General features: G+C 68.3%; 18 protein-coding genes. 6 read left to right on the forward strand and 12 right to left on the reverse strand.

Annotated elements, in window-relative coordinates; all coding sequences use genetic code 11:
• The first annotated feature begins 65 nt into the window (after window positions 1–65).
• Both mfd and ACJJV6_RS14385 read left to right on the forward strand, forming a co-directional pair.
• Complete coding sequence (mfd, locus tag ACJJV6_RS14380) at window positions 66–3,755, forward strand: transcription-repair coupling factor (RefSeq protein ID WP_407709276.1); 3,690 nt, start codon at window positions 66–68, stop codon at window positions 3,753–3,755.
• Window positions 3,756–3,761: 6 nt separating this feature from the next.
• The gene (locus ACJJV6_RS14385) at window positions 3,762–4,574 is read left to right on the forward strand and encodes a metal-dependent hydrolase (protein ID WP_009356270.1); all 813 of its coding nucleotides are present in this window, start codon (window positions 3,762–3,764) and stop codon (window positions 4,572–4,574) included.
• A 55-nt stretch (window positions 4,575–4,629) separates the two neighbouring features.
• On the opposite strand, the gene ACJJV6_RS14390 is transcribed toward ACJJV6_RS14385, so the two are convergent.
• The 6 genes from ACJJV6_RS14390 to nirB all read right to left on the reverse strand — a co-directional run bounded on the left by ACJJV6_RS14390 (window position 4,630) and on the right by nirB (window position 11,678).
• Complete coding sequence (locus ACJJV6_RS14390) at window positions 4,630–4,890, reverse strand: hypothetical protein (protein ID WP_133350138.1); 261 nt, start codon at window positions 4,888–4,890, stop codon at window positions 4,630–4,632.
• 55 nt (window positions 4,891–4,945) lie between these two features.
• Entirely contained in the window at window positions 4,946–5,662 is a 717-nt protein-coding gene (deoC, locus tag ACJJV6_RS14395; RefSeq protein WP_009356272.1) for a deoxyribose-phosphate aldolase, read from the reverse strand.
• Window positions 5,663–5,778: 116 nt separating this feature from the next.
• Window positions 5,779–6,636, reverse strand: a complete 858-nt coding sequence (locus ACJJV6_RS14400; RefSeq protein WP_009356273.1) for an FAD-dependent oxidoreductase — start codon at window positions 6,634–6,636, stop codon at window positions 5,779–5,781.
• A gap of 211 nt (window positions 6,637–6,847) precedes the next feature.
• Window positions 6,848–7,996 carry a uroporphyrinogen-III synthase gene (locus tag ACJJV6_RS14405; protein WP_009356274.1) on the reverse strand — a complete coding sequence of 383 codons (1,149 nt, stop codon included), beginning with the start codon at window positions 7,994–7,996 and terminating at the stop codon, window positions 6,848–6,850.
• Between the two features lie 14 nt (window positions 7,997–8,010).
• Window positions 8,011–9,045 (reverse strand): uroporphyrinogen-III C-methyltransferase, encoded by a 1,035-nt coding sequence (gene cobA, locus ACJJV6_RS14410; protein WP_407709277.1) that lies wholly within the window; start codon window positions 9,043–9,045, stop codon window positions 8,011–8,013.
• Window positions 9,046–9,047: 2 nt separating this feature from the next.
• On the reverse strand, window positions 9,048–11,678 hold the full coding sequence (gene nirB, locus ACJJV6_RS14415; protein ID WP_009356275.1) for a nitrite reductase large subunit NirB: 2,631 nt from the start codon (window positions 11,676–11,678) through the stop codon (window positions 9,048–9,050).
• A 269-nt stretch (window positions 11,679–11,947) separates the two neighbouring features.
• Here nirB and nirD point away from each other — a divergent pair, with 269 nt between their 5' ends.
• A complete protein-coding gene (nirD, locus tag ACJJV6_RS14420) occupies window positions 11,948–12,334 on the forward strand; it encodes a nitrite reductase small subunit NirD (RefSeq protein ID WP_009356276.1) in 387 nt (128 codons plus the stop codon).
• 63 nt (window positions 12,335–12,397) lie between these two features.
• On the opposite strand, the gene ACJJV6_RS14425 is transcribed toward nirD, so the two are convergent.
• Both ACJJV6_RS14425 and ACJJV6_RS14430 read right to left on the reverse strand, forming a co-directional pair.
• The gene (locus tag ACJJV6_RS14425) at window positions 12,398–14,149 is read right to left on the reverse strand and encodes a phospho-sugar mutase (RefSeq protein WP_407709278.1); all 1,752 of its coding nucleotides are present in this window, start codon (window positions 14,147–14,149) and stop codon (window positions 12,398–12,400) included.
• 68 nt (window positions 14,150–14,217) lie between these two features.
• Window positions 14,218–15,036: a purine-nucleoside phosphorylase gene (locus ACJJV6_RS14430; RefSeq protein WP_009356278.1), complete on the reverse strand. Its 819-nt coding sequence runs from the start codon at window positions 15,034–15,036 to the stop codon at window positions 14,218–14,220.
• 103 nt (window positions 15,037–15,139) lie between these two features.
• On the opposite strand from ACJJV6_RS14430, the gene ACJJV6_RS14435 reads away from it, so the two are divergent.
• From ACJJV6_RS14435 to ACJJV6_RS14445, 3 genes are all read left to right on the forward strand, one after another.
• Window positions 15,140–16,555 carry an NAD(P)H-quinone dehydrogenase gene (locus tag ACJJV6_RS14435; protein ID WP_009356279.1) on the forward strand — a complete coding sequence of 472 codons (1,416 nt, stop codon included), beginning with the start codon at window positions 15,140–15,142 and terminating at the stop codon, window positions 16,553–16,555.
• 136 nt (window positions 16,556–16,691) lie between these two features.
• Window positions 16,692–16,949 carry a hypothetical protein gene (locus tag ACJJV6_RS14440; protein WP_009356280.1) on the forward strand — a complete coding sequence of 86 codons (258 nt, stop codon included), beginning with the start codon at window positions 16,692–16,694 and terminating at the stop codon, window positions 16,947–16,949.
• 8 nt (window positions 16,950–16,957) lie between these two features.
• Complete coding sequence (locus ACJJV6_RS14445) at window positions 16,958–17,143, forward strand: PspC domain-containing protein (RefSeq protein ID WP_133350128.1); 186 nt, start codon at window positions 16,958–16,960, stop codon at window positions 17,141–17,143.
• Between the two features lie 49 nt (window positions 17,144–17,192).
• Here the strand turns inward: ACJJV6_RS14445 and ACJJV6_RS14450 are convergent, their stop codons facing one another.
• The 4 genes from ACJJV6_RS14450 to ACJJV6_RS14465 all read right to left on the reverse strand — a co-directional run bounded on the left by ACJJV6_RS14450 (window position 17,193) and on the right by ACJJV6_RS14465 (window position 22,903).
• Window positions 17,193–17,507, reverse strand: coding sequence for a hypothetical protein (locus ACJJV6_RS14450; RefSeq protein WP_009356282.1), 315 nt, complete (start codon window positions 17,505–17,507; stop codon window positions 17,193–17,195).
• Window positions 17,508–17,647: 140 nt separating this feature from the next.
• Window positions 17,648–19,210, reverse strand: coding sequence for an FAD-dependent oxidoreductase (locus ACJJV6_RS14455; protein WP_407709279.1), 1,563 nt, complete (start codon window positions 19,208–19,210; stop codon window positions 17,648–17,650).
• Entirely contained in the window at window positions 19,207–21,432 is a 2,226-nt protein-coding gene (locus ACJJV6_RS14460; RefSeq protein WP_407709280.1) for a molybdopterin oxidoreductase family protein, read from the reverse strand. Before ACJJV6_RS14460 ends, ACJJV6_RS14455 begins: the two co-directional genes overlap by 4 nt.
• A 1-nt stretch (window position 21,433) precedes the next feature.
• Window positions 21,434–22,903 (reverse strand): MFS transporter, encoded by a 1,470-nt coding sequence (locus ACJJV6_RS14465; protein WP_133350120.1) that lies wholly within the window; start codon window positions 22,901–22,903, stop codon window positions 21,434–21,436.
• Between the last annotated feature and the right edge of the window lie 230 nt (window positions 22,904–23,133).

Raw genomic sequence — 23,133 nt, forward strand, 5'->3', positions numbered from 1 at the left:
TTCGCAGCGAATTTCGGGTTTTCGCGTTGCCTGCGATCCCCTTGAACACCACAGGAGCTTCCGCCATGAGCCTTCCCGGCCCGTCCGCCGCCGGCACATCAACTGCAGGCCCGTCGCTTGATGGCCTGCGGCGCGTCCTCGCCGAGGACCAGACCTTCTCGCGCGTCCGGGCGGAGGCAGCCAGGGGATTCAGCGTCCGCGGCCAGGACTACCAGATCAGCGCACCCGCCGGGCTGCGTCCGGTGCTGCTCGCCGAGATGGCCGACGGCCTCGCAGCCGCCGGGGGAGCAGAGTCCGACGGCGGCGGGCCGGGCGTAGTACTCGCCGTCACCGCCACGGGCCGGGAAGCGGAGGACCTTGCAGCGGCGCTGCGCGCCTACCTGCCCGCGGATGCCGTGGCCGAGTTCCCCAGCTGGGAGACGCTGCCGCACGAGCGCCTCTCGCCGCGTTCGGACACGGTGGGACGGCGGCTGGCCGTCCTGCGCCGGCTGGCCCATCCGGAGACTTCGGCGGCGGGCCGGCTCCGGGTGGTGGTGGCACCCGTCCGGGCCGTGGTCCAGCCCGTGGTGGCCGGACTGGGTGACCTGGTGCCGGTCATGCTGAAGGTGGGCCAGGACATCCCGTTCACGGATGTGGTGCGGAGCCTCGCCGATGCCGCCTACGCCCGCGTGGACATGGTGACGCACCGCGGCGAGTTCGCCGTCCGCGGCGGCATTATCGACGTTTTCCCGCCCACCGAGGACCACCCCATCCGCGTGGAGTTCTTTGGCGATGAGGTGGACCAGATGCGCTGGTTCGCCGTGGCCGACCAGCGCTCGCTGTCAGCCCCCGGAATCCACCATCCCACCGAGCTGCATGCGCCGCCCTGCCGGGAAATCCTCATCACCCCGTCGGTGATGTCCCGCGCCGCGACGCTCAAGTCACAGCTCCCGGCCGCTGCAGACATGCTTGAGAAGATCGCCGGCGGCATCGCCGTGGAGGGCATGGAATCCCTGGCTCCGGTGCTGGTGGATGCCATGGTCCCGTTTGTGGACCAGCTTCCTGCCGACTCCATCGCCGTTGTGATCGAGCCCGAGAAGGTCCGCACCCGCGCCCACGACCTCGCGGCGACCAACGAGGAATTCCTGGAGGCTGCCTGGTCCACAGCGTCCGACGGCGGGACGGCGCCTTTGGACCTCAGCTCCCAGGCGTCGGCGGCGCTGCACTCGGCCAGCTTCCGCTCGCTCGGCGAGACCCGCGCGTCCTCGCTGGAGCACGGCGTGTCGTGGTGGTCCATCACCTCGCTGGCCCAGGACGCGGAACTGCTCCCGGAGATCGACGTCCTGAACCTGCACGCACGGGAGCCCCGCGGCTACCAGGGCGACGTCGCGGAGATGATGGACTTCATCGGCTCGCACGTGCGCGACCAGTGGCGGATCGTCGTGGCCACGGAAGGCCCGGGGCCCGCCCAGCGGCTCGCGGAACTGTTCCACGACGCCGATATCCCCTGTGCCCGGGTGGACAGCCTGGACCACGAGCCCCAGCCGGGGATCATCGAGGTGACCACCGCCGCCGTCGGACGCGGTTTCGTCCTGGACGGCCTGAAGCTGGGGCTGCTCACGGAAGCCGACCTGCTGGGCCGGACCTCCGCAGCCTCCACCAAGGACATGCGGCGGATGCCGTCCAAGCGGCGCAACGCCGTCGACCCCCTGCAGCTGGTGGCGGGGGACCATGTGGTCCACGAACAGCACGGCATCGGCCGGTTCGTCGAGCTCATCCAGCGCAAGGTGGCCGGCGGTGCCGACGGCGTGCGCGAATACCTGGTCCTGGAGTACGCACCGTCCAAGCGGGGCGCGCCGGGGGACCGCCTGTTCGTGCCAACTGACCAGCTGGACCAGGTGACCCGCTACGTGGGCGGAGACACGCCGGTCCTGAGCAAGATGGGCGGCGCGGACTGGGCGAGCACCAAGTCCAAGGCCCGGAAGGCCGTCAAGGAGATCGCCGGGGAGCTGATCCGGCTGTACTCGGCACGGATGGCCTCGCGCGGCCACGCCTTCGGCCCCGACACCCCCTGGCAGCGGGAACTGGAGGAAGCCTTCCCGTACGTGGAGACGCCGGACCAGCTGACCACCATCAACGAGGTCAAGGCGGACATGGAGCGGGAGATCCCGATGGACCGCCTGGTGTCCGGGGACGTGGGCTACGGCAAGACCGAGATCGCCGTGCGCGCAGCCTTCAAGGCGGTGCAGGACGGCAAGCAGGTGGCTGTGCTGGTGCCCACCACGCTCCTGGCCCAGCAGCACTACGAAACCTTTACCGAACGGTTCTCCGGCTTCCCGCTGCGCGTGAAGCCGCTGTCCCGCTTCCAGAGTTCCAAGGAAGCCAAGGAGACGGCGGAAGGTGTCAAGAACGGCGCGGTGGACGTGGTGATCGGCACGCACCGGTTGCTGTCCAAGGACTTCGAGTTCAAGGACCTGGGGCTGGTGATCGTGGACGAGGAGCAGCGGTTCGGCGTCGAGCACAAGGAAGCGCTGAAGAAGATGCGCACCAACGTGGACGTGCTGGCCATGAGCGCCACCCCGATTCCCCGGACACTGGAGATGTCCCTCACCGGAATCCGCGAGACCTCCACGCTGGCCACCCCGCCGGAGGAACGCCACCCCGTGCTGACCTACGTGGGCCCGTACACGGACAAGCAGACCTCCGCCGCGATCCGGCGGGAGCTGATGCGCGAAGGCCAGGTGTTCCTGGTCCACAACCGGGTGTCCACCATTGAACGGACTGCGGCGAAGATCCGCGAGCTGGTTCCGGAAGCCCGGGTGGAGGTGGCGCACGGCAAGATGTCCGAGAGCCGCCTGGAGCAGATCATTGTGGACTTCTGGGAGCGGCGCTTCGACGTCCTGGTGTGCACCACCATCATCGAGACCGGCCTGGACATCTCCAACGCGAACACCCTGATCGTGGACGGCGCGGACAAGTACGGCCTGTCCCAGCTCCACCAGCTTCGCGGCCGCGTGGGCCGCGGCCGGGAACGTGCCTATGCCTATTTCCTGTACCCGTCCGAGAAGCCGCTGGGGGAGGTGGCGCTGGAACGCCTCAAGGCCGTGGCGGCGCACAACGAGCTCGGCGCGGGCATGCAGCTGGCCATGAAGGACCTGGAAATCCGCGGTGCGGGCAACCTGCTGGGCGGCGAACAATCCGGCCACATCCAGGGTGTCGGGTTCGACCTCTACATCCGGCTGGTGGGCGAAGCGGTGGCCGACTTCCGCGGCGAGGCCGAGGAGAAGGCGGCTGAGATGAAGATCGAGCTGCCTGTCAACGCCCACCTTCCGCACGACTACGTTCCCGGCGAACGGCTGCGCCTCGAGGCCTACCGCAAGCTGGCGGCAGCGCAGACCAACGAGGCGATCGACGAGGTCCTCGCCGAGCTGGTTGACCGCTACGGTGAGCTGCCGCTTCCGGCGCAGAACCTGGTGGCCGTGGCCCGGTTCCGGGTGGGCGCCCGCGAGGCAGGACTGTCCGACGTGGCGCTGCAGGGCAACTTCATCAGGTTCTCGCCCGCCCAGCTGCCGGAGTCAAAGGTCATGCGCCTGAACCGGATGTACCCGGGATCGCAGGCCAAGCCGGCACTGGACGCGGTGCTGATTCCCAAACCCAAGACCGCACGGATCGGCGGCCGCGACCTGCAGGACGCGGAAATCCTGGAATGGGCCGACGGCGTCATCCGCAACATCTTCTCCGACCAGCCGGTCACCGTCGCGCAGACGGGGGCCTGACGGATGATGGGAGGACACCACGCCGCGTCGGGAGCCGCGGCGTGGGTGGCTGTTGCCTCCACAGGGCCGTACACACTTGGCTGGTACCCGCTGGATTCCGCCGGCATCCTGATAGGCGGCCTGGCCACCGCAGGAACGGCCCTGGTCTGCGACTGGGACCACCGGTCCAGCACCGTGGCCCAGTCCCTGCCGCCGCTGTCCAATGCGATTGCCCGGGGCATTGAGAACGCCAGCGGCGGGCACCGGCAGGGAACGCATTCAATCCTGGGCGCGGGGGTCTTCGTCCTGCTCGCCGCGCTGGCGTCCCGGTTCCAGCTGGAGACCCCGTGGGGGCTCCTGTCCGTGGGTGCCGGCCTGCTGTGCATGTTCCTGATCAACATCGCTGCGAAGGCGCTGAAGCTTTTTCCCAAAAGCGGGTTCCTGACCAACTGGGCCTTCGCACTGGCCATGGCCGGACTGGTCACGGTGTATGCCCCGGAACAGTGGACGTGGCTTCCCGTGTCCATGCTCATTGGCGTGGTGGTGCACATCGTGGGCGACCTCATCACCACCGGGGGAGTGCCGCTGCTGTGGCCGCTGGTGGTCCGGCCCCCGAAGCCGCTCCGCAGGGTTCCGCTGCTCCGGCAGGTGTGGCGGCCCAACGGGGCACTGTCGGTGCCGCTGCTGGGACGGGCCGGCTCCAAACGCGAGTGGCTGGTGCTGATCCCGGTGAGCGCGTACGCCATGGTGGGCATGACGGTGGCCGGCTGGTCCATTGCGCAGAGCCAGTGGACACGGGTGGCGGACGCCGCCGTGGCCTGGACCAGGCTCTGGTTCTAGCGCACGAAAAGGACCCCCGGACAGCGTCCGGGGGTCCTTTTCGTAAAACGGGCTTCTAGTGCTCGCCGGCGGAGTCCGAGCGGCCCCAGATGGTCTGCGGAATCCAGAACGCCAGGGCGAACAGCACCAGGCAGGCGGCCATCGGCCAGGGGTTGCCGAGTGTGAGGAAGGACAGCGAGTAGATCGCCCCGAAGAACAGCGCCATGATGATCACGAACAGCACGATGCTGCCGGAGAGCTTGTTCTCGTTCTGCGGGGTCCGGACAGTGCGCTGGTCCGATGAGTCCTGGCCGGACGCGTTAATCTTGCTGGACAATTTCGTTCCTCCTCGGCCCCGCAGGGCTCAATCTGTGGCGGCGTCCGGCCCGCAGTCAGTAGGCGGCTGAACCCTGTTCACCCTTGACGATGGCAATGCCGGAGCTGGCACCAATACGTGTTGCACCAGCAGCAATCATAGCCTGCGCGTCGGCCAGGGAGCGCACGCCGCCGGAGGCCTTGACACCGAGGTCCGGGCCGACGGTCCTGCGCATGAGGGCGATGTCCCCGGCCGTGGCGCCGCCGCCGTTGAAGCCCGTGGACGTCTTCACGAAATCGGCGCCGGCTTCAACGGCTGCCTGGCAGGCGAGGACCTTCTGGTCGTCCGTGAGCATTGCGGTCTCAATGATCACCTTGAGAATGGCGCCGCTGGCGTGCACCGCCTCCGCCACGGCACTGATGTCCTCGGTGAGTGCGCCCTTGTCCCCGGCGCGGGCGGCCGCGATGTTGATGACCATGTCCACCTCATCGGCGCCGTCAAGCACCGCGCCGCGCGCCTCGAACGTCTTGACGTCCGTGGGCGTGGCACCCAGCGGGAAGCCGACCACCGAGCAGGTGAGGACGCCCGAGCCTTTGAGGGCATTCTTGACCGTCTTGACCCAGATCGGGTTGACGCACACTGACTTAAAGCCGTACTCGGCCGCCTCCGCGCAGACCTTCAGGACGTCCGCCTCGGAGGCTTCGGGCTTCAAAAGCGTGTGGTCGATGTAGCTGGCAATGCTTCCGGCATCAGCGGCGGCTGGCTGAACGGAAGGGGTGGCTTCGTTGCTCATGATGGTCCTTTCCGGGGGGCCTTGTGGGCCCTGGCACGTCCTGGAACTCGGTCACGTCCTGGAACTCGGTTCGGCACCATCTTGTCACAGCCGGGACACCGGCAAAGTGCGGCCTGTCAGGCGGCCGCCTGCAGGACCGGCCCGGCCGAGGCGGCGGTCAGAAGCTGCGTGGCGCAGGCTCCCGCGGCGGAAGCTGCCGCCACGAGCAGGCCCAGCCGGACGCCGTCGTACGCTGCTGCGTCCCCGATGGCCCAGATGCCGGGGACGGACGTCCGGAAGTCCTGGCTGATGACGATTCCTCCGCTGGCAGCGGTCCGCAGTCCTGCGCTGGCGGCGAGGCCGTCCCGGGCCACGCGCTCTTCAGCCAGGACCACCAGGTCCCCGCTCATGCTGCTGCCGTCCTCGAAGACAACTGCGGAGGCCGCCAGTCCGGACACGGATTGCCCGGGAACGACGGCGGCCGGGCGGGCGGTGGTGCGGATGGGGCGCACGCCGCGGGCACGCAGGACGGCTTCAGCCTGGCCCGCGGCAGTCCCGTTGCCCACCAGGATGCCCAGCGGACGCCGGCCCAGCTCCCGGGTCACCCTCCCCACGGCCTCGGCGATCCGTGCGGCGTCGTCGATGGTGGAGTAGCTCAGGCACTGCGCCGCACCCTCCACGGGGTTGGCAACGGGGGCTGATCCGGTGGCGATCACCAGGTGGTCGTAGGAGAATTCCAGGCCGTCGGCCGTGGCTACGGTCCGGTTCACGGCGTCGATGTGGCTGGCGGGCTGGCCGAACCGCACCGAAACCTGGGGGAGCAGGGCGAGCTCCAGCAGCTCCTCTGGTGTGTCGTCCCGGCTGCTGAGGACCGTGATGGTCCCGGCGAAGCTTGCCCGGTCCAGCTGGCTGACGAGGGCCTGGGCGGCCGGGCCGGCACCGGCGATGACGATGCGGGTGGCGGAGGTGGACGGGGTGGGTGCCGGAGCGGACATGTGCTGGCCCTTTCGCTGGCGGCCTGGACGGCCGGAAGTTCGTGATGGAACCCAGCGTAGGGGGACGCCTTTACCGTTGTGTTTCCCGTCCATTGCTGCTTTGAAGGGGCCCGTTCGCCAGTTTTTACCGGCCGGTAACAGAACCGGTGACGCGGCTCTCATTCGGCCGGCGCCCGACACACGGGACCCCTCAAAGGGCGGCAGCGGGGTGCTAGACGCGGATCCGGTAGCCCCGCTTGACCACGGTTTCCACCAGGCGTCCGTCCGGCAGCGAGGACCGCAGCCGGCTCACGGTCATGTCCAGGGCGTGGACGGATCCCCGCAGTTCCAGCAGCTCGGAGAGCGACTCCCGCGAGAGGACCGCGCCGCCCGCGCCCAGCAGCGCCCGCAGCAGCAGCAGCGGGGCAGGCGCCAGTTCCACGGGCTGGCCGTCGATGCGCAGGCTCCGCCCCCGCAGCTCGATGTTCCCGGACCTGGTTTCCAGGCGGCGGACGTGGTTCAGCGCCAGGTGCTCGCAGACCAGCCGGATCAGGGCACCCATGCGGAAGCGTTCCGGGACCAGGGGCGTCACCCCCGCGTCAATCAGTGGCTGCGCAGTCACGGGCCCCACCACCGCGGTGGTGACGTTCGTCTTCAGGCTGTCGATCAGCTGCTTGTAGACGCCCATCTCGTGCGCCGTGCTCCACATCGCATCCACGGCGGGGGCGCTGGTGAAGGTGAGGACGTCCAGGTTCCCGCTGCAGGCGGCCTCGATGAGGCGCGGAAGCTTGTCCTCGCCGTCGGGCTTCACCCAGCGGTAGGGCGTAACGGTCAGGACGGTGGCGCCGGACATGCGCAGGCGCTCCAGCTGGCGGACATCCGTGTAGCCGTGCAGCTGCACCGCCACCGTCTTGCCGCGGACACCTTCGTTGAGCAGCATGTCCACCAGCGTGGCGGTGGTCTCGTCGCTGCTGATTCCGACGTCGGCGAGTCCGGCCGCGCGCACGGCGCCGCGGGCCTTTGGTCCCCGCACGAACATCCGGCAGGCGCCCAGGGTCTCCAGGAGCTCGTCGCCGATGCCGAAGGAATCCGCGGCCTCGCACCAGCGCCGCATGCCGTAGGCGGTGGTGGCGATGCACAGGTCCGGCTTGGCGGCGATGATGGCCCGGGTGTCCTCGATGAGGCGCATGTCCTCCTGGACGGGGGCGATCTTCAGGGCAGGGGCGTGCAGCACTTCAGCGCCGCGGCGTTCCAGGGCGTCGATCAGGTCCTGGGACCTGCGGTCCGAAGTCACGCCGATGCGGAAACCCTCCAGCGGGGATTCTGCAGCATCGGGTGTTTCTTCGACCTGCGGTGTTTCGGCCGGTGCAAGTGCAGTCATGGGGGTCAATCCTTTCATGAACCCAGCAGCGAGGCCGCCAGCCTGTCCAGGTCGGCGGCGGCCTCAGCATGCCCGCGGTTGGCCTCCGCCACCCGAACCACCTCGCCGATGACCAGCACGGCCGGGTTGCTGCACCCGGCAGCGGCCGAGGTGATGGTGCCCAGGTCTGCGATGGTGGTCCGCTGGCCCGGTCGGTAGCCGCGTTCGACGACGGCCATCGGCATGTCGGGGCGCATGCCTGCCCGGCGGAGTCCGGCGGCCAGCTGGTGGAGGGTGCCGATGCCCATCAGCACCACGATGGTGCCGCCCAGGCCGGCGAGGTGCTGGTGCTCCTTTTCAGTGAGCGGCGCGTGGCCGGAAACCACGGTGAACATGTGGCTGACTTCCCGGTGCGTGACCGGGATGCCGGCAGCTGCCGGAACGGAGATGGCGCTGGTGACACCGGACACGACGTGGACCTTGACGCCGGCGGCCACGCATGCGGCCACTTCCTCGCCGCCGCGGCCGAAGACGTAAGGGTCACCGCCCTTGAGGCGGACCACGTTGTTGCCGGCGAGGGCGCTTTCCACCATGAGCTTTTCGATGTCAGACTGGCTGACCTTGTGGTGGCCCGGCTTCTTGCCCACGTCCACCAGTTCGGCGGAGGTGAGGGACGGCAGCTCCTGGTACGGAGCGAGGCGGTCGTAAAAGACCACATCAGCGTCGCGCAGGGCCTTGACCGCGGCGACGGTCAGGAGGTCGGTGGTGCCGGGGCCGCCGCCCACCAGGGTGACGTGGCCGGCGGCGCCGGCAGCGGGTTCGGCGGCCACGGGAATCCCGGTGATCCGGCAGCGGTCCAGGAGGGCGTCCCAGCCGGGCTGGCCGTCGTCGACCGCCGCCACGAGGAACGGCCGCTCGGGCAGCGGGCCGTCATGGCCCGCGCCCTGCGGGGTGCTCAGGCGATACACGACGGCGCCCGCGGCTTCGTAGCGGCGCACCGCCTGCCGGGCGGCAGTGTCGGAGCCCGTGACCAGGACGTCGCGTCCGGTGAGGTCGATGCTGAGCTGCATGGCTATACCTCGTTCTCGTTGCCGGAGCGTACCGGGATGGAGGCCCCGATCAGGACCTTGCCCTTCTCTTCCGGAGTGGCGGGGCGCATCTGGCCGCGCTCGTCCGGGACGAAGGTGATGGAGTCGTCCTTCTGGTCGGGGGCGTTGACGAAGGAACGGAACCGGCGCAGGCGCTCGGGGTCCTTGAGGGTGTCAGCCCACTCGTCGATGTAGGTGTCCACGTGCTTGGCCATGGCCGCCTCGAGGTCCTCGGCGATGCCCAGGGTGTCCTTGACCACCACGTCCTCGACGTGCTTGATGCCGCCGTCGAGCTCTTCCTGCCAGCGAGCCGTGCGCTGCAGGCGGTCCGCGGTGCGGATGTAGTACATGAAGTAGCGGTCGATGTACTTGATCAGCGTTTCGTCATCGAGGTCCTTGGCGAGCAGCTGTGCGTGCGCGGGGGTTGCACCGCCGTTGCCGCCGACGTACAGGTTCCAGCCGTCCGCCGTGGCGATCACGCCCACGTCCTTGCCGCGGGCCTCGGCGCATTCGCGGGCGCAGCCGGAAACGCCCATCTTGAGCTTGTGCGGGCTGCGCAGGCCGCGGTAGCGCAGCTCCAGCTTGATGGCCATGGCCACCGAATCCTGGACGCCGAACCGGCACCAGGTGGAACCGACGCAGGACTTCACCGTGCGCAGGCTCTTGCCGTAGGCCTGGCCGGATTCGAAGCCGGCGTCCACCAGTTCCTTCCAGATTTCGGGGAGCTGTTCCAGCCGGGCGCCGAACATGTCGATCCGCTGGCCGCCGGTGATCTTGGTGTACAGGTTGTACTTCTCGGCCACGGCGGCAATGACGCCGAGCTTCTTGGGCGTGATCTCACCGCCGGCGATGCGCGGGACCACCGAGTAGGTGCCGTCCTTCTGCATGTTGGCCAGGGCGCGGTCGTTGGTGTCCTGGAGGGTGCCGCGGCCGGCGTCCAGCACGTAGGCGCTGTTCTGGCTGGCAAGGATGTTGGCGATGGTGGGCTTGCAGATGTCGCAGCCTGCGCCCTTGCCGTACTTGGCCATGATCTCTTCGAAGGAGGTCAGTTCCAGGACGCGGATGGCGTCGAAGAGTTCCTGGCGGGACAGCTCGATGTGCTCGCAGAGGGCCTTGGAGACCTCAACGCCGGACTTGGTGAGTTCGGTTTCCAGCAGCTTCTTGAGCATCGGAACGCAGGAGCCGCACTGGGTGCCGGCGCGGGTGCAGCCCTTCAGCTCGCCGAGTTCCTGGACGGGTGCGTTGCCCTCGCAGGCGCCGCAGCCGTTGATGGCGTCGCGGATGCTTCCCGCGGTGACGTTGTTGCACGAGCACAGGGTGGCGTCGTCGGGCAGTTCGGTCTCGGGTGCGTCGCCGCCGCCGGCGGCGCTGAGGAACGCGCCGGGCTCGGCGGGAAGTTCGCGGCCGAGGAGAGGGCGGAGGCTCATGTACGGCGACGCGTCGCCGACGAAGATGCCGCCCAGCAGGGTCTTGGCATCGTCGGTGGTGACGATCTTCTGGTAGACGCCGCGGGCCGGGTCGGCGTAGACGATCTCGAGCGCGTGCTCGGTTTTGGCGAAGGCGTCGCCGAAGCTTGCCACGTCCACGCCGGAGAGCTTCAGCTTGGTGGCGGTGTCGAAGCCGGGGAACGTGGCGTCGCCGCCGTGGAGGCGGTCGGCCACGATCTCCGCCATGGTGTTGGCGGGAGCCACCAGGCCCAGGCACATGCCGCCGTAGTTGGCCACCTCGCCAATGGCCCAGATGCCGGGCACTTCGGTTTCGCAGTAGTCGTTGATGACCACGCCGCCGCGGGGACCCAGGCTGAAGACCTGTTCCTCGCCCTCGGCGGCGCGGAAGAGTTCGTCGCGGGGCCGGACGCCGATGGCCACGATGACCATGTCCGCTTCGATGATGCGGCCGTCCGCCATGAGGACGCCGGTGACCTGGCCGTCGTCGTCGGAGAGCACCTCGGACGGGAAGACGCCACCGTGGACTTCGAAGCCCTTGGCCTTGATGAGCCGGCCCATCGCCTGGCCCGCGCCTTCGTCCAGCTGGGTGGCCATCAGCCACTGCGAGCCGTCAATGACGATGGGGTTGGCGCCAAGCTGTTCCGTGCCGGCGGCCGATTCGAGGCCCAGCAGGCCGCCACCGATGGTGACGGCGTTGACCTTCCGGCCGAGCTTCTCAGTGAGTTCGGCAATCTTCTGGTTGATGGTCCAGACGTCTTCGAGCGTGCGGTAGACGTGGGTGAGCTCGTTGCCGGGGATGGGCAGGCGGGCGGCGTTCGAGCCGGTGGCCACCACCAGTTCGTCGTAGGGGTAGGTGTTGCCGGTGGACGTCTCCACGGTCTTGGCGGCGGCGTTGATCTTCACAACGCGCTCGCCGGTCTTCAGCTCCAGCGAAGGGTGGTCCCACATGGAAGCGGATCCCAGGGTCAGGTCCACGCCGGTATCGGTGAGGGCCTTGGACAGCGCAACGCGGTCGTAGGGGAGGTGTGCTTCCTCGGTGAGGACCGTGACATGCCAGCCATCGAGGCCACGGGCATGCATCGCGTCCGCAAAACGGTGGGCCGCGGGGCCGCCGCCGGCGACGACAATGCGGCGCGTTGTCTCGGTGTTTGAAGTCTGTTCGGTCACTGTGGGCCTTTCGCATGGGCCGCAGCGGTGCTCCGGCCTTCTCTGACGAGTGTCCATCCAGACTAGGTAGAGGCAGTTTCGCCTCAGTTTCCCAATTGTTTCGCGAACTTAACTTCTGCATCACGAACTCATTTCCGGCCGGGTTAGGTGTCTTTTACCCGCCGGACACATTTGCTGCATCCCTACGAAACACCCCGCGCCTAGCGTGGAATCCGGCGGCACAGGCTGCCGCAACCCACGGACAACAAGCACAGGGAAAGGAGCCGGACATGACGGCAACACTGGAACTTGGGGCACTCGACACCGCAACCGCCGAGGCCGGAGCGGCCGCTGCCGCCGGGTGGCACCGCGTCTGCCACCTGGACGACCTGGAACCCTCCTGGGGTGAAGCGGCCCTCGTCGCCGGGCGCCAGATCGCGCTCTTCCGCACCGGGCCCGGTGAAGTCTTCGCCGTGGCCCACGAGGATCCGGCCACCGGAGCGCACGTCATGGCCCGCGGGATCCTTGGCTCCAAGGGGGCCCGGCCCACCATCGCCTCGCCCCTGCACAAAGAGGTCTACGACCTCGAAACCGGCGAGTGCTTCAGCACCCCCGGCCTGAAGCTTGCCGCCTTCAGCAGCCGCATCGTGGACGGCTTCGTCGAAGTGGAGCTGTAACCAGCACAGGATTTCGAACCACGCAGGAAGAGGGGCGCCCAGGCAGGGCGCCCCTTTCGCGGGTTAAAGCCCCAGTGCCTCGCTGACGTCGCGGAGCACTGCATCCAGTGATGCCCGGGCTGACTGCCGGGCTGCGGGCAGTTCGGCGGCGGAGGCAGCGTGGTGGATCACTTCCAGGTAGCACTTGAGCTTGGGCTCAGTGCCGCTGGGCCGGATGATCACCCGGGTCAGGTCCCGCGTGACATACAGGAGGCCGTCCGTGGGCGGCAGCTGGTCCGTGCCCTGGGAAAGGTCGGTGAAGACTTCCACGGCGGATGACCCGAAGGATTCCGGGGGTGACACCCGGAGCCGGTTCATCATCGCGTCCAGGAGCCCCAGGTCGGCGACCCTGATGCTGAGCTGGTCGCTCGCGTGCAGGCCGTGCTTGAGGTACAGCTCATCGAGGGTATCGAAGATGGTTTTTCCCCCGGCCTTGGCTGCCGCCGCGAGCTCGGCGATAAGGACCGCGGCGGAGATGCCGTCCTTGTCCTTCACCAGGTCCGGTGCCACGCAGTAGCCGAGGGCTTCCTCGTAACCGTAGACCAGCCCGGGTACCCGGGAAATCCACTTGAATCCGGTGAGTGTTTCCTCATGCGCGTAGCCGGCGGCCGTGGCAATCCGGGCCAGCAGGCGCGAGGACACGATGGAATTGGCGAAAACGCCGGTCACACCCTGACCCTCACCGCCGGGGGCAGTGGCGGCCAGCCGGGCCACCACATGGGCGCCCAGCAGAGCCCCCACTTCGTCACCCCGCAGCATCCGCCATGCGCCGGTATCCGGGTCCTTTGCAGCCACCGCGGCCCGGTCCGCATCAGGGTCGTTGGCGATCACGATGTCGGCATCCACCCGGGCTGCAGTCTCGAGGGCGAGGTCCAGCGCGCCGGGTTCTTCCGGGTTGGGGAAACTGACGGTCGGAAATCCGGGGTCCGGCTCTGCCTGTTCCGCCACCAGGGTGACGTCGGTGAAGCCCGCGGCCTGGAGCACGGCCAGTGCTGTTCCGCCGCCCACGCCGTGCAGGGGAGTGAGCACGATGCGCAGGTCCCGGGCAGGGAAGTGGTCCCGCAGGGCGAGGGCGGCCGCGGCGCGCTGGTAGTCCCCGGCGATGGAGCCGTCCAGGACGGTCCAGCCTTCCGGTGCCAGCGTGATTGATTCCAGGGGCCCCACGGCGCTGATGCGGGCCGCGATCCCGGCGTCGTAAGGGGTGACGATCTGGGCGCCGTTGCCGCTGCCAGGGACGGCGTGGCGGCCCAGGTACACCTTGTAGCCGTTGTCCTGCGGGGGGTTGTGGCTGGCAGTGACCATCACGCCGCCGTCGCACCCCAGTGCCCGCACGGCGTAGGCCAGCACGGGGGTGGGCAGCGCCGACGGCATCAGGAAGGTTTCGATTCCGGCAGCCGTGAAGATGGCCGCGGTCTCCGCCGCGAAGATGTCCGAGTTGTAGCGGGCGTCGTACCCGACGACGGCGCGCGGCCGGGTTCCCGGGGACGTCTGGCCCACCGCGTCCACCAGGAACGCTGCCAGCCCCGCCGCGGCGCGCCGCACCACCACGCGGTTCATGCGGTTCGGCCCGGGGCCAAGGGCGGCCCGCAGGCCGGCCGTGCCGAACTGGAGGGTGCCGCGGAAGCTGTCTTCGAGTTCCTGCCGGGCGGCCGGATCGCCCTCTTCCACCAGCCTGACCAGTTCAAGGAGGGACGCCGACGTTGCGGGATCCGGGTCTTGGGAGGCCCAGGCGCGGGCTTCGTCGAGCAGGCGGAAATCGGCATCGGAAGACGTCATGGGCATAACGCTATCGTCAATGTTCCCCTACATCGCGCAACGCGGAGCCCGGTTGGGCGGCGCCGCTGTCAGAGTTTGGCGATGATATCGGCGAGGAGTTTGGAGATCCGCGGGCCTGCTGCCTGTCCCGATTCGATGACCTCCTGGTGGCTGAGCGGCTGCGGGCTGATGCCGGCGGCCAGGTTGGTGACCAGGGAAATCCCGAACACCTCCATGCCCGCATGCCGCCCCGCGATGGCCTCCAGCGCCGTCGACATGCCGACCAGATCAGCGCCAATCCGCTTGGCATACTGCACTTCCGCCGGCGTCTCGTAATGGGGCCCGCTGAACTGGGCATAGACCCCTTCGTCAAGGGTGGGGTCCACCTCACGGGCAAGGGTGCGGACCCGGGAGGAATAGAGATCTGTCAGGTCCACGAAGGTGGCCCCCTCCAGCGGGGATGCCGCGGTGAGGTTTATGTGATCTTTGATGAGTACCGGCGTGCCCGGAGCCCAGTCCTCGTTGAGCCCGCCGCAGCCGTTGGTGAGGACCAGCGTGCGGCAGCCTGCGGCGGCCGCGGTGCGGATCCCGTGCACAACGGCCCGCACCCCCTTGCCTTCGTAGTAGTGGGTCCTGGCGCCCAGGACCAGGGCGCGCTTGCCATCCCTGGCGAGCACCGAGCGGATGGTGCCAACATGCCCTTCAACAGCGGGTGCGTGGAAACCGGGGACTTCTTCGGCGGACAGGGTGGCGGTGGTTTCACCGATCAGGTCGGCGGCGGCGCCCCAGCCGGAGCCAAGCACCAGCGCCACGTCGTGGCGGTCCACCCCTGTTTCTTCGGCGATGTAATCGGCAGCGGCGCGGGCCGCGGCGAACGGATCCGTGTTCAGGAAGTCTGTTGTACTCACCAGTACAAGTTATCCTGCCGCTCCTGTTGCACCCGCCACAGGCGGCCGCGGCGGAGCATGGAATTCTTGGTGCTGCGGCAGTGATGGGCGAGAATGATTGATTGTGACTACGCATCCAGATTTCAGTTCACCCCGCATCGCAATCCTGGGAGGTGGTCCGGGCGGATACGAGGCCGCCATGGTGGCCGCCTCGCTGGGAGCGCAGGTCACCATCATCGAGCGTGCGGGCCTGGGCGGCTCCGCCGTCCTGACGGACGTTGTGCCGTCCAAGACCCTGATCGCCACGGCGGACCTGATGACGCGCGTTGCCGAGGCAGGCGAACTGGGCGTGAAGTTCGACGTCGACGGCGGCGATTTCGTTCCGGTGATGCGGGCCGACCTGAAGCACATCAATGACCGCCTGCTGAACCTTGCCCGGAGCCAGTCGAAGGACATCCACGACGGCCTCGAGGGCCAGGGCGTGCGCATCCTGACCGGTTCCGGCCGGCTGCTGGACAACCACACCATCGAGGTCATCACGCTGGACGGCACCGAGATCGTGGAGGCGGACACTATCCTGCTGGCGGTCGGCGCGCATCCGCGCGAGCTGCCCACCGCCCGGCCGGACGGTGAACGCATCCTGAACTGGACCCAGATCTACAACCTGGATGAGCTGCCCGAGGACCTGATCGTGGTGGGCTCCGGTGTCACCGGCGCGGAATTCGCCTCCGCCTACAACGGCCTTGGCTCAAAGGTCACGCTGGTCTCCAGCCGCGACCGCGTGCTGCCCGGCTCCGATGTGGACGCCGCCGTGGTGCTGGAGGAAGTGTTCGAACGCCGCGGTGTCCGGGTCATGTCACGTTCCCGCGCGGAATCCGTGGAACGCACGGAGGACGGCGTGGTGGTCACCCTCAGCGACGGCTCCAAGGTGACGGGCAGCCACTGCCTGCTCTGCCTGGGCTCCATTCCCAACACTGCCGGCATCGGGCTGGAAGAGGCGGGCGTGGCCCTGAGCGAAAGCGGCCACATCAAGGTCGACGGCGTCTCCCGCACCAGTGCGCCGAACATCTACGCCGCCGGCGACTGCACGGGTGTCCTGCCGCTGGCCTCCGTGGCAGCCATGCAGGGCCGGATCGCCGTCGCACACTTCATGGGTGACGTCGTTACTCCGCTGAAGCTGCACCAGGTGGCCTCCAACATCTTCACGTCCCCCGAGATCGCCAACGTGGGCGTTTCGGAAGCCGAGATCGAGTCGGGCAAGTACCAGGGCGACGTGGTGAAGCTTTCGCTGCGCAGCAACGCCCGGGCCAAGATGCGCAACGCCCGGGACGGGTTCGTGAAAATCTTCGCCCGCAAGGGATCCGGCACGGTGATCGGCGGCGTGGTGGTAGGCCCCAACGCGTCGGAGCTGATCTTCCCCATTTCCATCGCCGTGAAGCAGAAACTGCATGTGGACGATGTGGCAAGCACCTTCACTGTGTACCCGTCGCTGACCGGATCCATTTCCGAGGCGGCCCGGCGCCTGCACGTGCACCTGTAACGCCAGGTAACCGGGAGGCGGCGGGGGTCTGGACCCTGCCGCTGCCGCCTGCATAGACTCCTTCAAGGACCGGCCGGGAATTCCCTAACGAATTTCCGGCCGTCCCTGCATCAGCCGACGACGCGAGGAGAATCCCATGGAACTGCAGGACGTCAAATGGAACGGGCAGGCACGCGAGAAAATCCTGCTGGACGCCGACAGGGCGCTGCAGGAAGCGGTCCGTGAAGCAGCATCGTCCCTGTCCGACGCCGGCAAGGACGAGGTGTACAAGTTCCTGTACGAGAAGCTGAAGCCGCAGTTCGTGGACTTCCAGCCGGGACCGGACCTCACCCAGTACGCGGAAGCAGTGGCCGGCGGCGAATTCTCCGCCGCCGAAGCCCGGGCCGAGGGGTAGGCGGAACGATGGCAATGGCTCTTGAACGGCCCCGCCGCGGCAAGATGATCGGCGGCGTCTGCGCAGCGCTCTCGGCCCGGTTCGGCCTTCCGAAGTTCCTGGTGCGGCTGGCGTTCGTGATCTTCGGCCTGGTGGGGATCGGCGAACTGGTCTACATCGCCCTGTGGATCATTATCCCGAAGGCGCCGGCATAGCAAACAAAGCAATGGGTTGGCCCCTAAAAGAGGCCAACCCATTTTGCGTTCATGGTGCCGGCGGGTGGAATGCTTCCGGGTACGGCATCAGATGGCCGTTGCACGCCATGCCTGGGTGTTCACCTATGGACTTGGCGAAAGCGGGATCGAACTCGGGAAGCTTAATGAGCTGGCCGTAGGACTGCACGCGGCCCCCGAAGGGGTACTCCTCGTTGGGGTCGTCGTTGAGCCCCGAGAACGAACAGATGGAGTTGGCGTGTTCGGGGCCCCTCTCGGACTGCCCCGCGGCAGTGGCAGGAGCGGCAACTGATCCGACGAGGGCCAGCGTGCAGACGGCAGCCCCAAGCAAGGATTTCTTGTGCATTGCTTACCTCATTCTGTAGGAGTTCCGCGAAACCGGGACGGGCCCGTGCGGGGACTCTATCCAGCGGCGACAGCCGGTGGAATGAGATCAGCAAATCCGTGTGGAAACCCGCAGCCTGGCACCGCGGCGGTGTACCTTACTCAGGCGGCTGAGACCGCCTGAAAATGTTTTTCGATCAGCCCCTTGATGTCCTCGTGGCACCCGCCGCAGCCGGTTCCGGCGCGGGTTGCCTTGGAGACTTCAGCCACGGTGGAGCAGCCCTCCGCGACGGCGTCCTGGATGGCAGTGCCGCTGACACCTGCGCACCGGCAGACGGTGCCTGCAGGATCGGCCGTTCCGGCTCCGGGCAACTGGTCCGGGCCGTCCAGGCGCAGCAGCAGCGACCGGTCCGCCGGCAGTTCGGCCGAACGCTCAAACAGTCCCACGAGTTCGGCGGCGGTCCGGGGCATGCCCACCGCCACCAGCCCTTCCAGGACACCGCCCCGGGTGGTCATCTTCACGTAGCGGCCGTGTTCCGGATCCGCCCACTGGGCCACCTGGAGCCGGGGACGCCCGTTCACGGCGCCAGCGTTCAAGGCTTCGTCATCCCAAGGATCGGCGCTGTTGTCGCCGGCCACGGCCATGTTCAGGCCGCGGGCCTTCAAAACAATCACGCCGGCCTGTTCCGCCGGCAGTTCCGGGAGGACCTCTGCGTCGTCGAGGGCGCCGGAGGCGAGCAGGGTCAGGTACTCCGCCAGCCATTCGGCCTGGCGCCAGCCGGGACCCACCAGGCCGGACGGACCCTTGGCGTTGCGGCAGGCCGAGCAGTCCGGGTCCGGGCAGCGCACCTCCGCGCAGTCGCCGATGGCGAAGATGTGCGGCTCATGGTGGGCGCGGAGCCGGTGGTCCACGAGGATGCCTGCAGCGGTGGACAGCCCGCAGCCTTCGGCCAGTTCGGTGCGGGGACGGACGCCGCATGAGATGACCAGGAGGTCGCCGTCGATCGCCGAACCGTCATCGAGCAGCAACGCCGAGAAACCGCCGTCGGGCGCGTTGTGTTCAACACCGGTGGATCGCGCGTTTCCGGCCATCCGGACGCCGCAGCGGCGCAGCCCTGCAGCCAGCACGGCGCCGCCGCCGCGGTCGATGTTGCGTCCCAGCGGGTGCGGGCCGTTGTGGACCACCGTCACGGTGGCGCCTTCCTCGGCCGCGGCGAGGGCTGTTTCCAGGCCCAGGACACCGCCGCCCAGGACCACCACGCGCTTGCCGCCGTCCACCGCCCGCCGGAGCACGTCGGCGTCGCGAAGGTCGCGCAGGGCCGTCACGCCTGCCGGCAGGACCGGGGAGGTGGGGTCCGGGTTGATGCCCGTCAGGTTGGGGATGACCGGACGCGAACCGGTGGCGAACACCAGCCGGTCATAGTGGACGGAGTCGCCACCGGACAGGAGGACCTGCTGCCGGGCGCGGTCCACGCGCCGGACCCGGACGCCCAGGCGGACGTCAACGCCCTCGGCCACCAGGGCGGCGGCGTCGGAGAGGGCGAGGGCGTCGGCCGTGGTGCGGCCAACTCCGAGGTCCGCCACCAGGACGCGGTTGTAGGCGGCTTCAGCTTCCTCGCCCACCACTGTCAGTCCCACGTGCCCGGCACGTACGGCGGGGAGGAGTTCGTCAACCAGCCGGGCAGCCACCGGGCCGAATCCAACAATGACAACCTGCTCGCTCATGAGGCCTCCGTCGTTTGAAGCATTTTGCTGGACAGGGGTGCAGCCACGGCCCGCACCCAAACCTTGTTGAATTTGAACTCAGGCATTCCGGATGTCGGGTCCGTGGCGGCCTCTGTCAGCCGGTTTGCGCTGCCCAGGCCGGGGAAGTGGAACGGCAGGAAGACAGTGTCCGGCCGGATGTCGGTGCTGAGCTCGGCCTTGCACACCACCTCGCCGCGCTCGTTCGCCACGGACACCAAAGAGCCGGCCATGATGCCCATGGCCTCGGCGGCCGCGGGGTGGACCTGGACCATCGCCTCGGGCTGGGATGCCAGCAGTTCGGTGACACGGCGTGTCTGCGCACCCGACTGGTAGTGCTCCAGGAGCCGGCCGGTGATGAGGGTCATGGTTTTCGCTGCCGGGTCAGGGCTGGCGGCAGGCGTACGACGGCGGCGGGGGACCACGGCGGTCATCACGGCTTTGCCGTCCGGGTGGGCGAAGCGGTCCCGGAACAGCCGGGGCGTGCCCGTGCTGCCGGCAGGGTAGGGCCAGTAGGCGGCTTCCCCGCGGTCCAGCATCGCGTAATCGATGCCTGAGTAGTCGGCCAGGCCACCAGCGGAGGCGAGGCGCAGTTCCTCGAAGACGGTTTCGGGGTCCTCGCTGTATGTGGACGGGGCGTCCAGCCGCTCCGCGAGCCGCGCCATAATCCACAGTTCGCTGCGGGCACCGGCGGGCGGGGCCAGGGCCCGGCGGCGGCGAAGGACCCGTCCTTCGAGGTTCGTGAGGGTGCCTTCCTCCTCGGCCCACTGGAGCACCGGGAGGATGAGATCGGCCTCTGCGGCGGTCTCCGACATGAAGAAATCGCAGACCACCAGGAAGTCCAGGCTCCGCAGGCCGGCGGTCACAGCGTTCGCGTCGGGGGAGGCCACCACCACGTTGGAGGCGTGGATGAACAGGCACCGGACGCCGTCGGGCTGTCCCAGCGACTTCAGCAGCTGGACCGCCGGCAGGCCGGGACCGGGAATGCTTTCCTCCGGAACACCCCAGACGCGGGCCATGTGGGCGCGGGCGGCGGGGTCGGTGATCTTGCGGTAGCCGGGCAGCTGGTCGGCCTTCTGGCCGTGCTCGCGGCCGCCCTGGCCGTTCCCCTGGCCGGTGAGCGTGCCATAGCCGCTGCGTGCGGACCCGGGCAGGCCCAGCAGGAGGCTGAGGTTGATGGCCGCGGTGGCGGTGTCGGTACCGTCCGTGTGCTGTTCCACGCCGCGGCCGGTGAGGATGTAGCTGCCGCCCTGCCGGGCGCCGGCGGCAAGCCTGCGGGCGGTTTCCCGGATGAGGTCGGCGGGGACGCCGGTGAGGGACTGGACGCGTTCGGGCCAGAAGGAGTTGACGCTGCGGACCACGGCGCTGTAGCCCGCAGTGCGTTCCTCGACGAAGGCCGTGTCCACCAGGCCTTCGTGGATGACCACGTGCGAGATGCCCAGCAGGAGGGTGAGGTCGGTGCCCGGCAGGGGCTGGAGGTGGAGGCCCCCGCCGTCCGCCGTGAAGGCGGCCGTTGCGGATCGGCGCGGATCCACCACAATCAGCCCGCCGGCGTCGCGCGCTCCCTTGAGGTGCTGGACGAAGGGCGGCATGGTTTCGGCCACGTTGGACCCAAGCATGAGGATGGTGCTGGCGGTGTCCAGGGCCTCCAGCGGGAAGGGCAGGCCGCGGTCCACGCCGAAGGCGCGCATTCCGGCGGCCGCCGCGGAGGACATGCAGAAGCGGCCGTTGTAGTCGATGCGCGAGGTGCGCAGGGCCAGCCGGGCGAATTTGCCCAGCATGTAGGCCTTTTCGTTGGTGAGCCCGCCGCCGCCGAACACGCCGACGGCGTCGGCACCGTAGCGTGCGCGCGCGTCCCGGACGGCGGAGGCGGCCAGGTCCAGGGCGTGGTCCCAGCTGATGGGCCGGTGCACGCCGTCGGGACCTTTGAGGAGGGGCTCGGTGATCCGGCCCGGGTGGTTCAGGAGGGTTGCGGAGGTCCAGCCCTTGCGGCACAGGCCGCCCCGGTTGGTGGGGAAATCGCGTCCGCTGACCTCAAGGGCGGCAGGTGCCGCGGCTGCCGGGGCGGAGGAGTGCAGGGTGGGCAGGAGCGGCACGGGGACTGGCCCCGGCTGGGGAGCCGGGGCCAGTTCCGCTGGAGACGTGAGCGTCATGGCGCACTGCAGGGCGCAGTAAGGGCAGTGCGTGTCGGCGCTGTTGGTCATGTTAGACGTGTCCCATCGCATTTCGGTTGGCGTTGCGGATGTAGCAGAACCAGCAGACGGCGAGCATCAGGGCGTAGGCCGCGACGAAGCCGTAGAAGGCCGGGGTGTAGGAGCCGCTGGCCGAGTTCGATGCGTTCAGCACCTGCGGGATGACGAAACCGCCGTAGGCGCCGATGGCGGAAATCAGGCCCAGTGCCGAGGAGGCCAGGCGCTGGGTGGCCACCGAGCTTGCCCCGGATTTCGCTGCCCGGCTGGAAGTGGCGAAGATGACCGGGATCATGCGGTAGGTGGCGCCGTTTCCGAAGCCGCTGGCGGTGAAGAGCATCAGGAAGAGGACCAGGAAGAGCCAGAAGTTCTTCAGCGGCAGGGTCCAGATCATGGTCAGGGTGATGACGCCCATGGCGGCGAAGGCGGTCACGGTCATCCGGGCTCCACCCATGCGGTCTGCCATGCGTCCGCCGTAGGGGCGGGCCAGGGAGCCCACCAGGGGGCCGAGGAACGCGAGCGAGAGGGCGACGGTACCGACGGCGATCGAGGAGAACTCCGGGAAGTAGTCCTTGATGAGCTTGGGGAACACGCCGGCGAAGCCGATGAAGGAGCCGAAGGTGCCGATGTACAGCAGCGCCATGATCCACAGGTGCGGTTCCTTGAGCGCCGCGACGGAGCCGGCCACGTCACCCTTGGCACTGGTGAGGTTGTCCATGTACTTCCAGGCGCCGAAGGCGGCGAGCAGGATCAGCGGGACCCACATCCAGCCCGCAATGGGCAGGTTGACGGTGCCCGCGGCCAGGAGGGTGATGGCGATCGGAACGGCGAGCTGCGCGACGGCGGCACCGACGTTTCCGCCCGCGGCGTTCAGTCCCAGCGCCCAGCCCTTTTCGCGGGCCGGGTAGAAGAAGGTGATGTTCGCCATGGAGCTGGCGAAGTTGCCGCCGCCGAAACCGGCCAGGGCGGCGATCAGCAGCATGACACCGAACGGCGTTTCCGGATTGGAGACACACAGGGCCAGGCCGATGGAGGGGATCAGGAGCAGCAGGGCCGAGACGATGGTCCAGTTGCGGCCGCCGAAGCGGGGGACCATGAAGGTGTAGGGGATGCGGAGCGTGGCGCCAACCAGGCTGGGCATCGAGATGAGCCAGAAGATTTCCGACGTGGAGAAGGTGAATCCGGCGGCGGGGAGCTGGACCACCACGATGGACCACAGCTGCCAGACGACAAAACCGAGGAATTCGGCAAAGATGGACCAGTTCAGGTTGCGCCGGGCGATGGAGCGGCCTGCGGTTTCCCACTGCTCCTTGTTTTCGGCATCCCAGTTGGCAATCCAGCGGCCGGGACGGAATTCAAGGGCGGGGGCGTCAGTGGTGCGGGTAGTGCCGGGCTGTGCGCTGGCGGATGCGGCTGCTGGCCCTTGTGCATCGTCAAGGTCCAGGGAATTGCCGGTGCCGGCATCTGCGGTGCGGTCGACAGTCACGGGTTACCTCCTTCGGGGGGATGTTGTCCTTCCAAGGTAGGGACGGCGCGTTTCACAGACCGACGCCGGATGTTAACGCGTTGTGACATTTGCCTATCGGGCCGTTGCGGCCACCGTTAGGACTTCCCGGAGATCCACCCAATGAGACGGACGACACGGGTCCGTATCGTGGACCTTTCGTCCATTGACTGGACCGCGGGAACTAAGATTGAACTCTAACTATTTCGAGC

It is taken from the genome of Arthrobacter nitrophenolicus, from assembly GCF_045833485.1.
In the GTDB taxonomy this organism is placed as follows: Bacteria; Actinomycetota; Actinomycetes; order Actinomycetales; family Micrococcaceae; genus Arthrobacter; species Arthrobacter nitrophenolicus.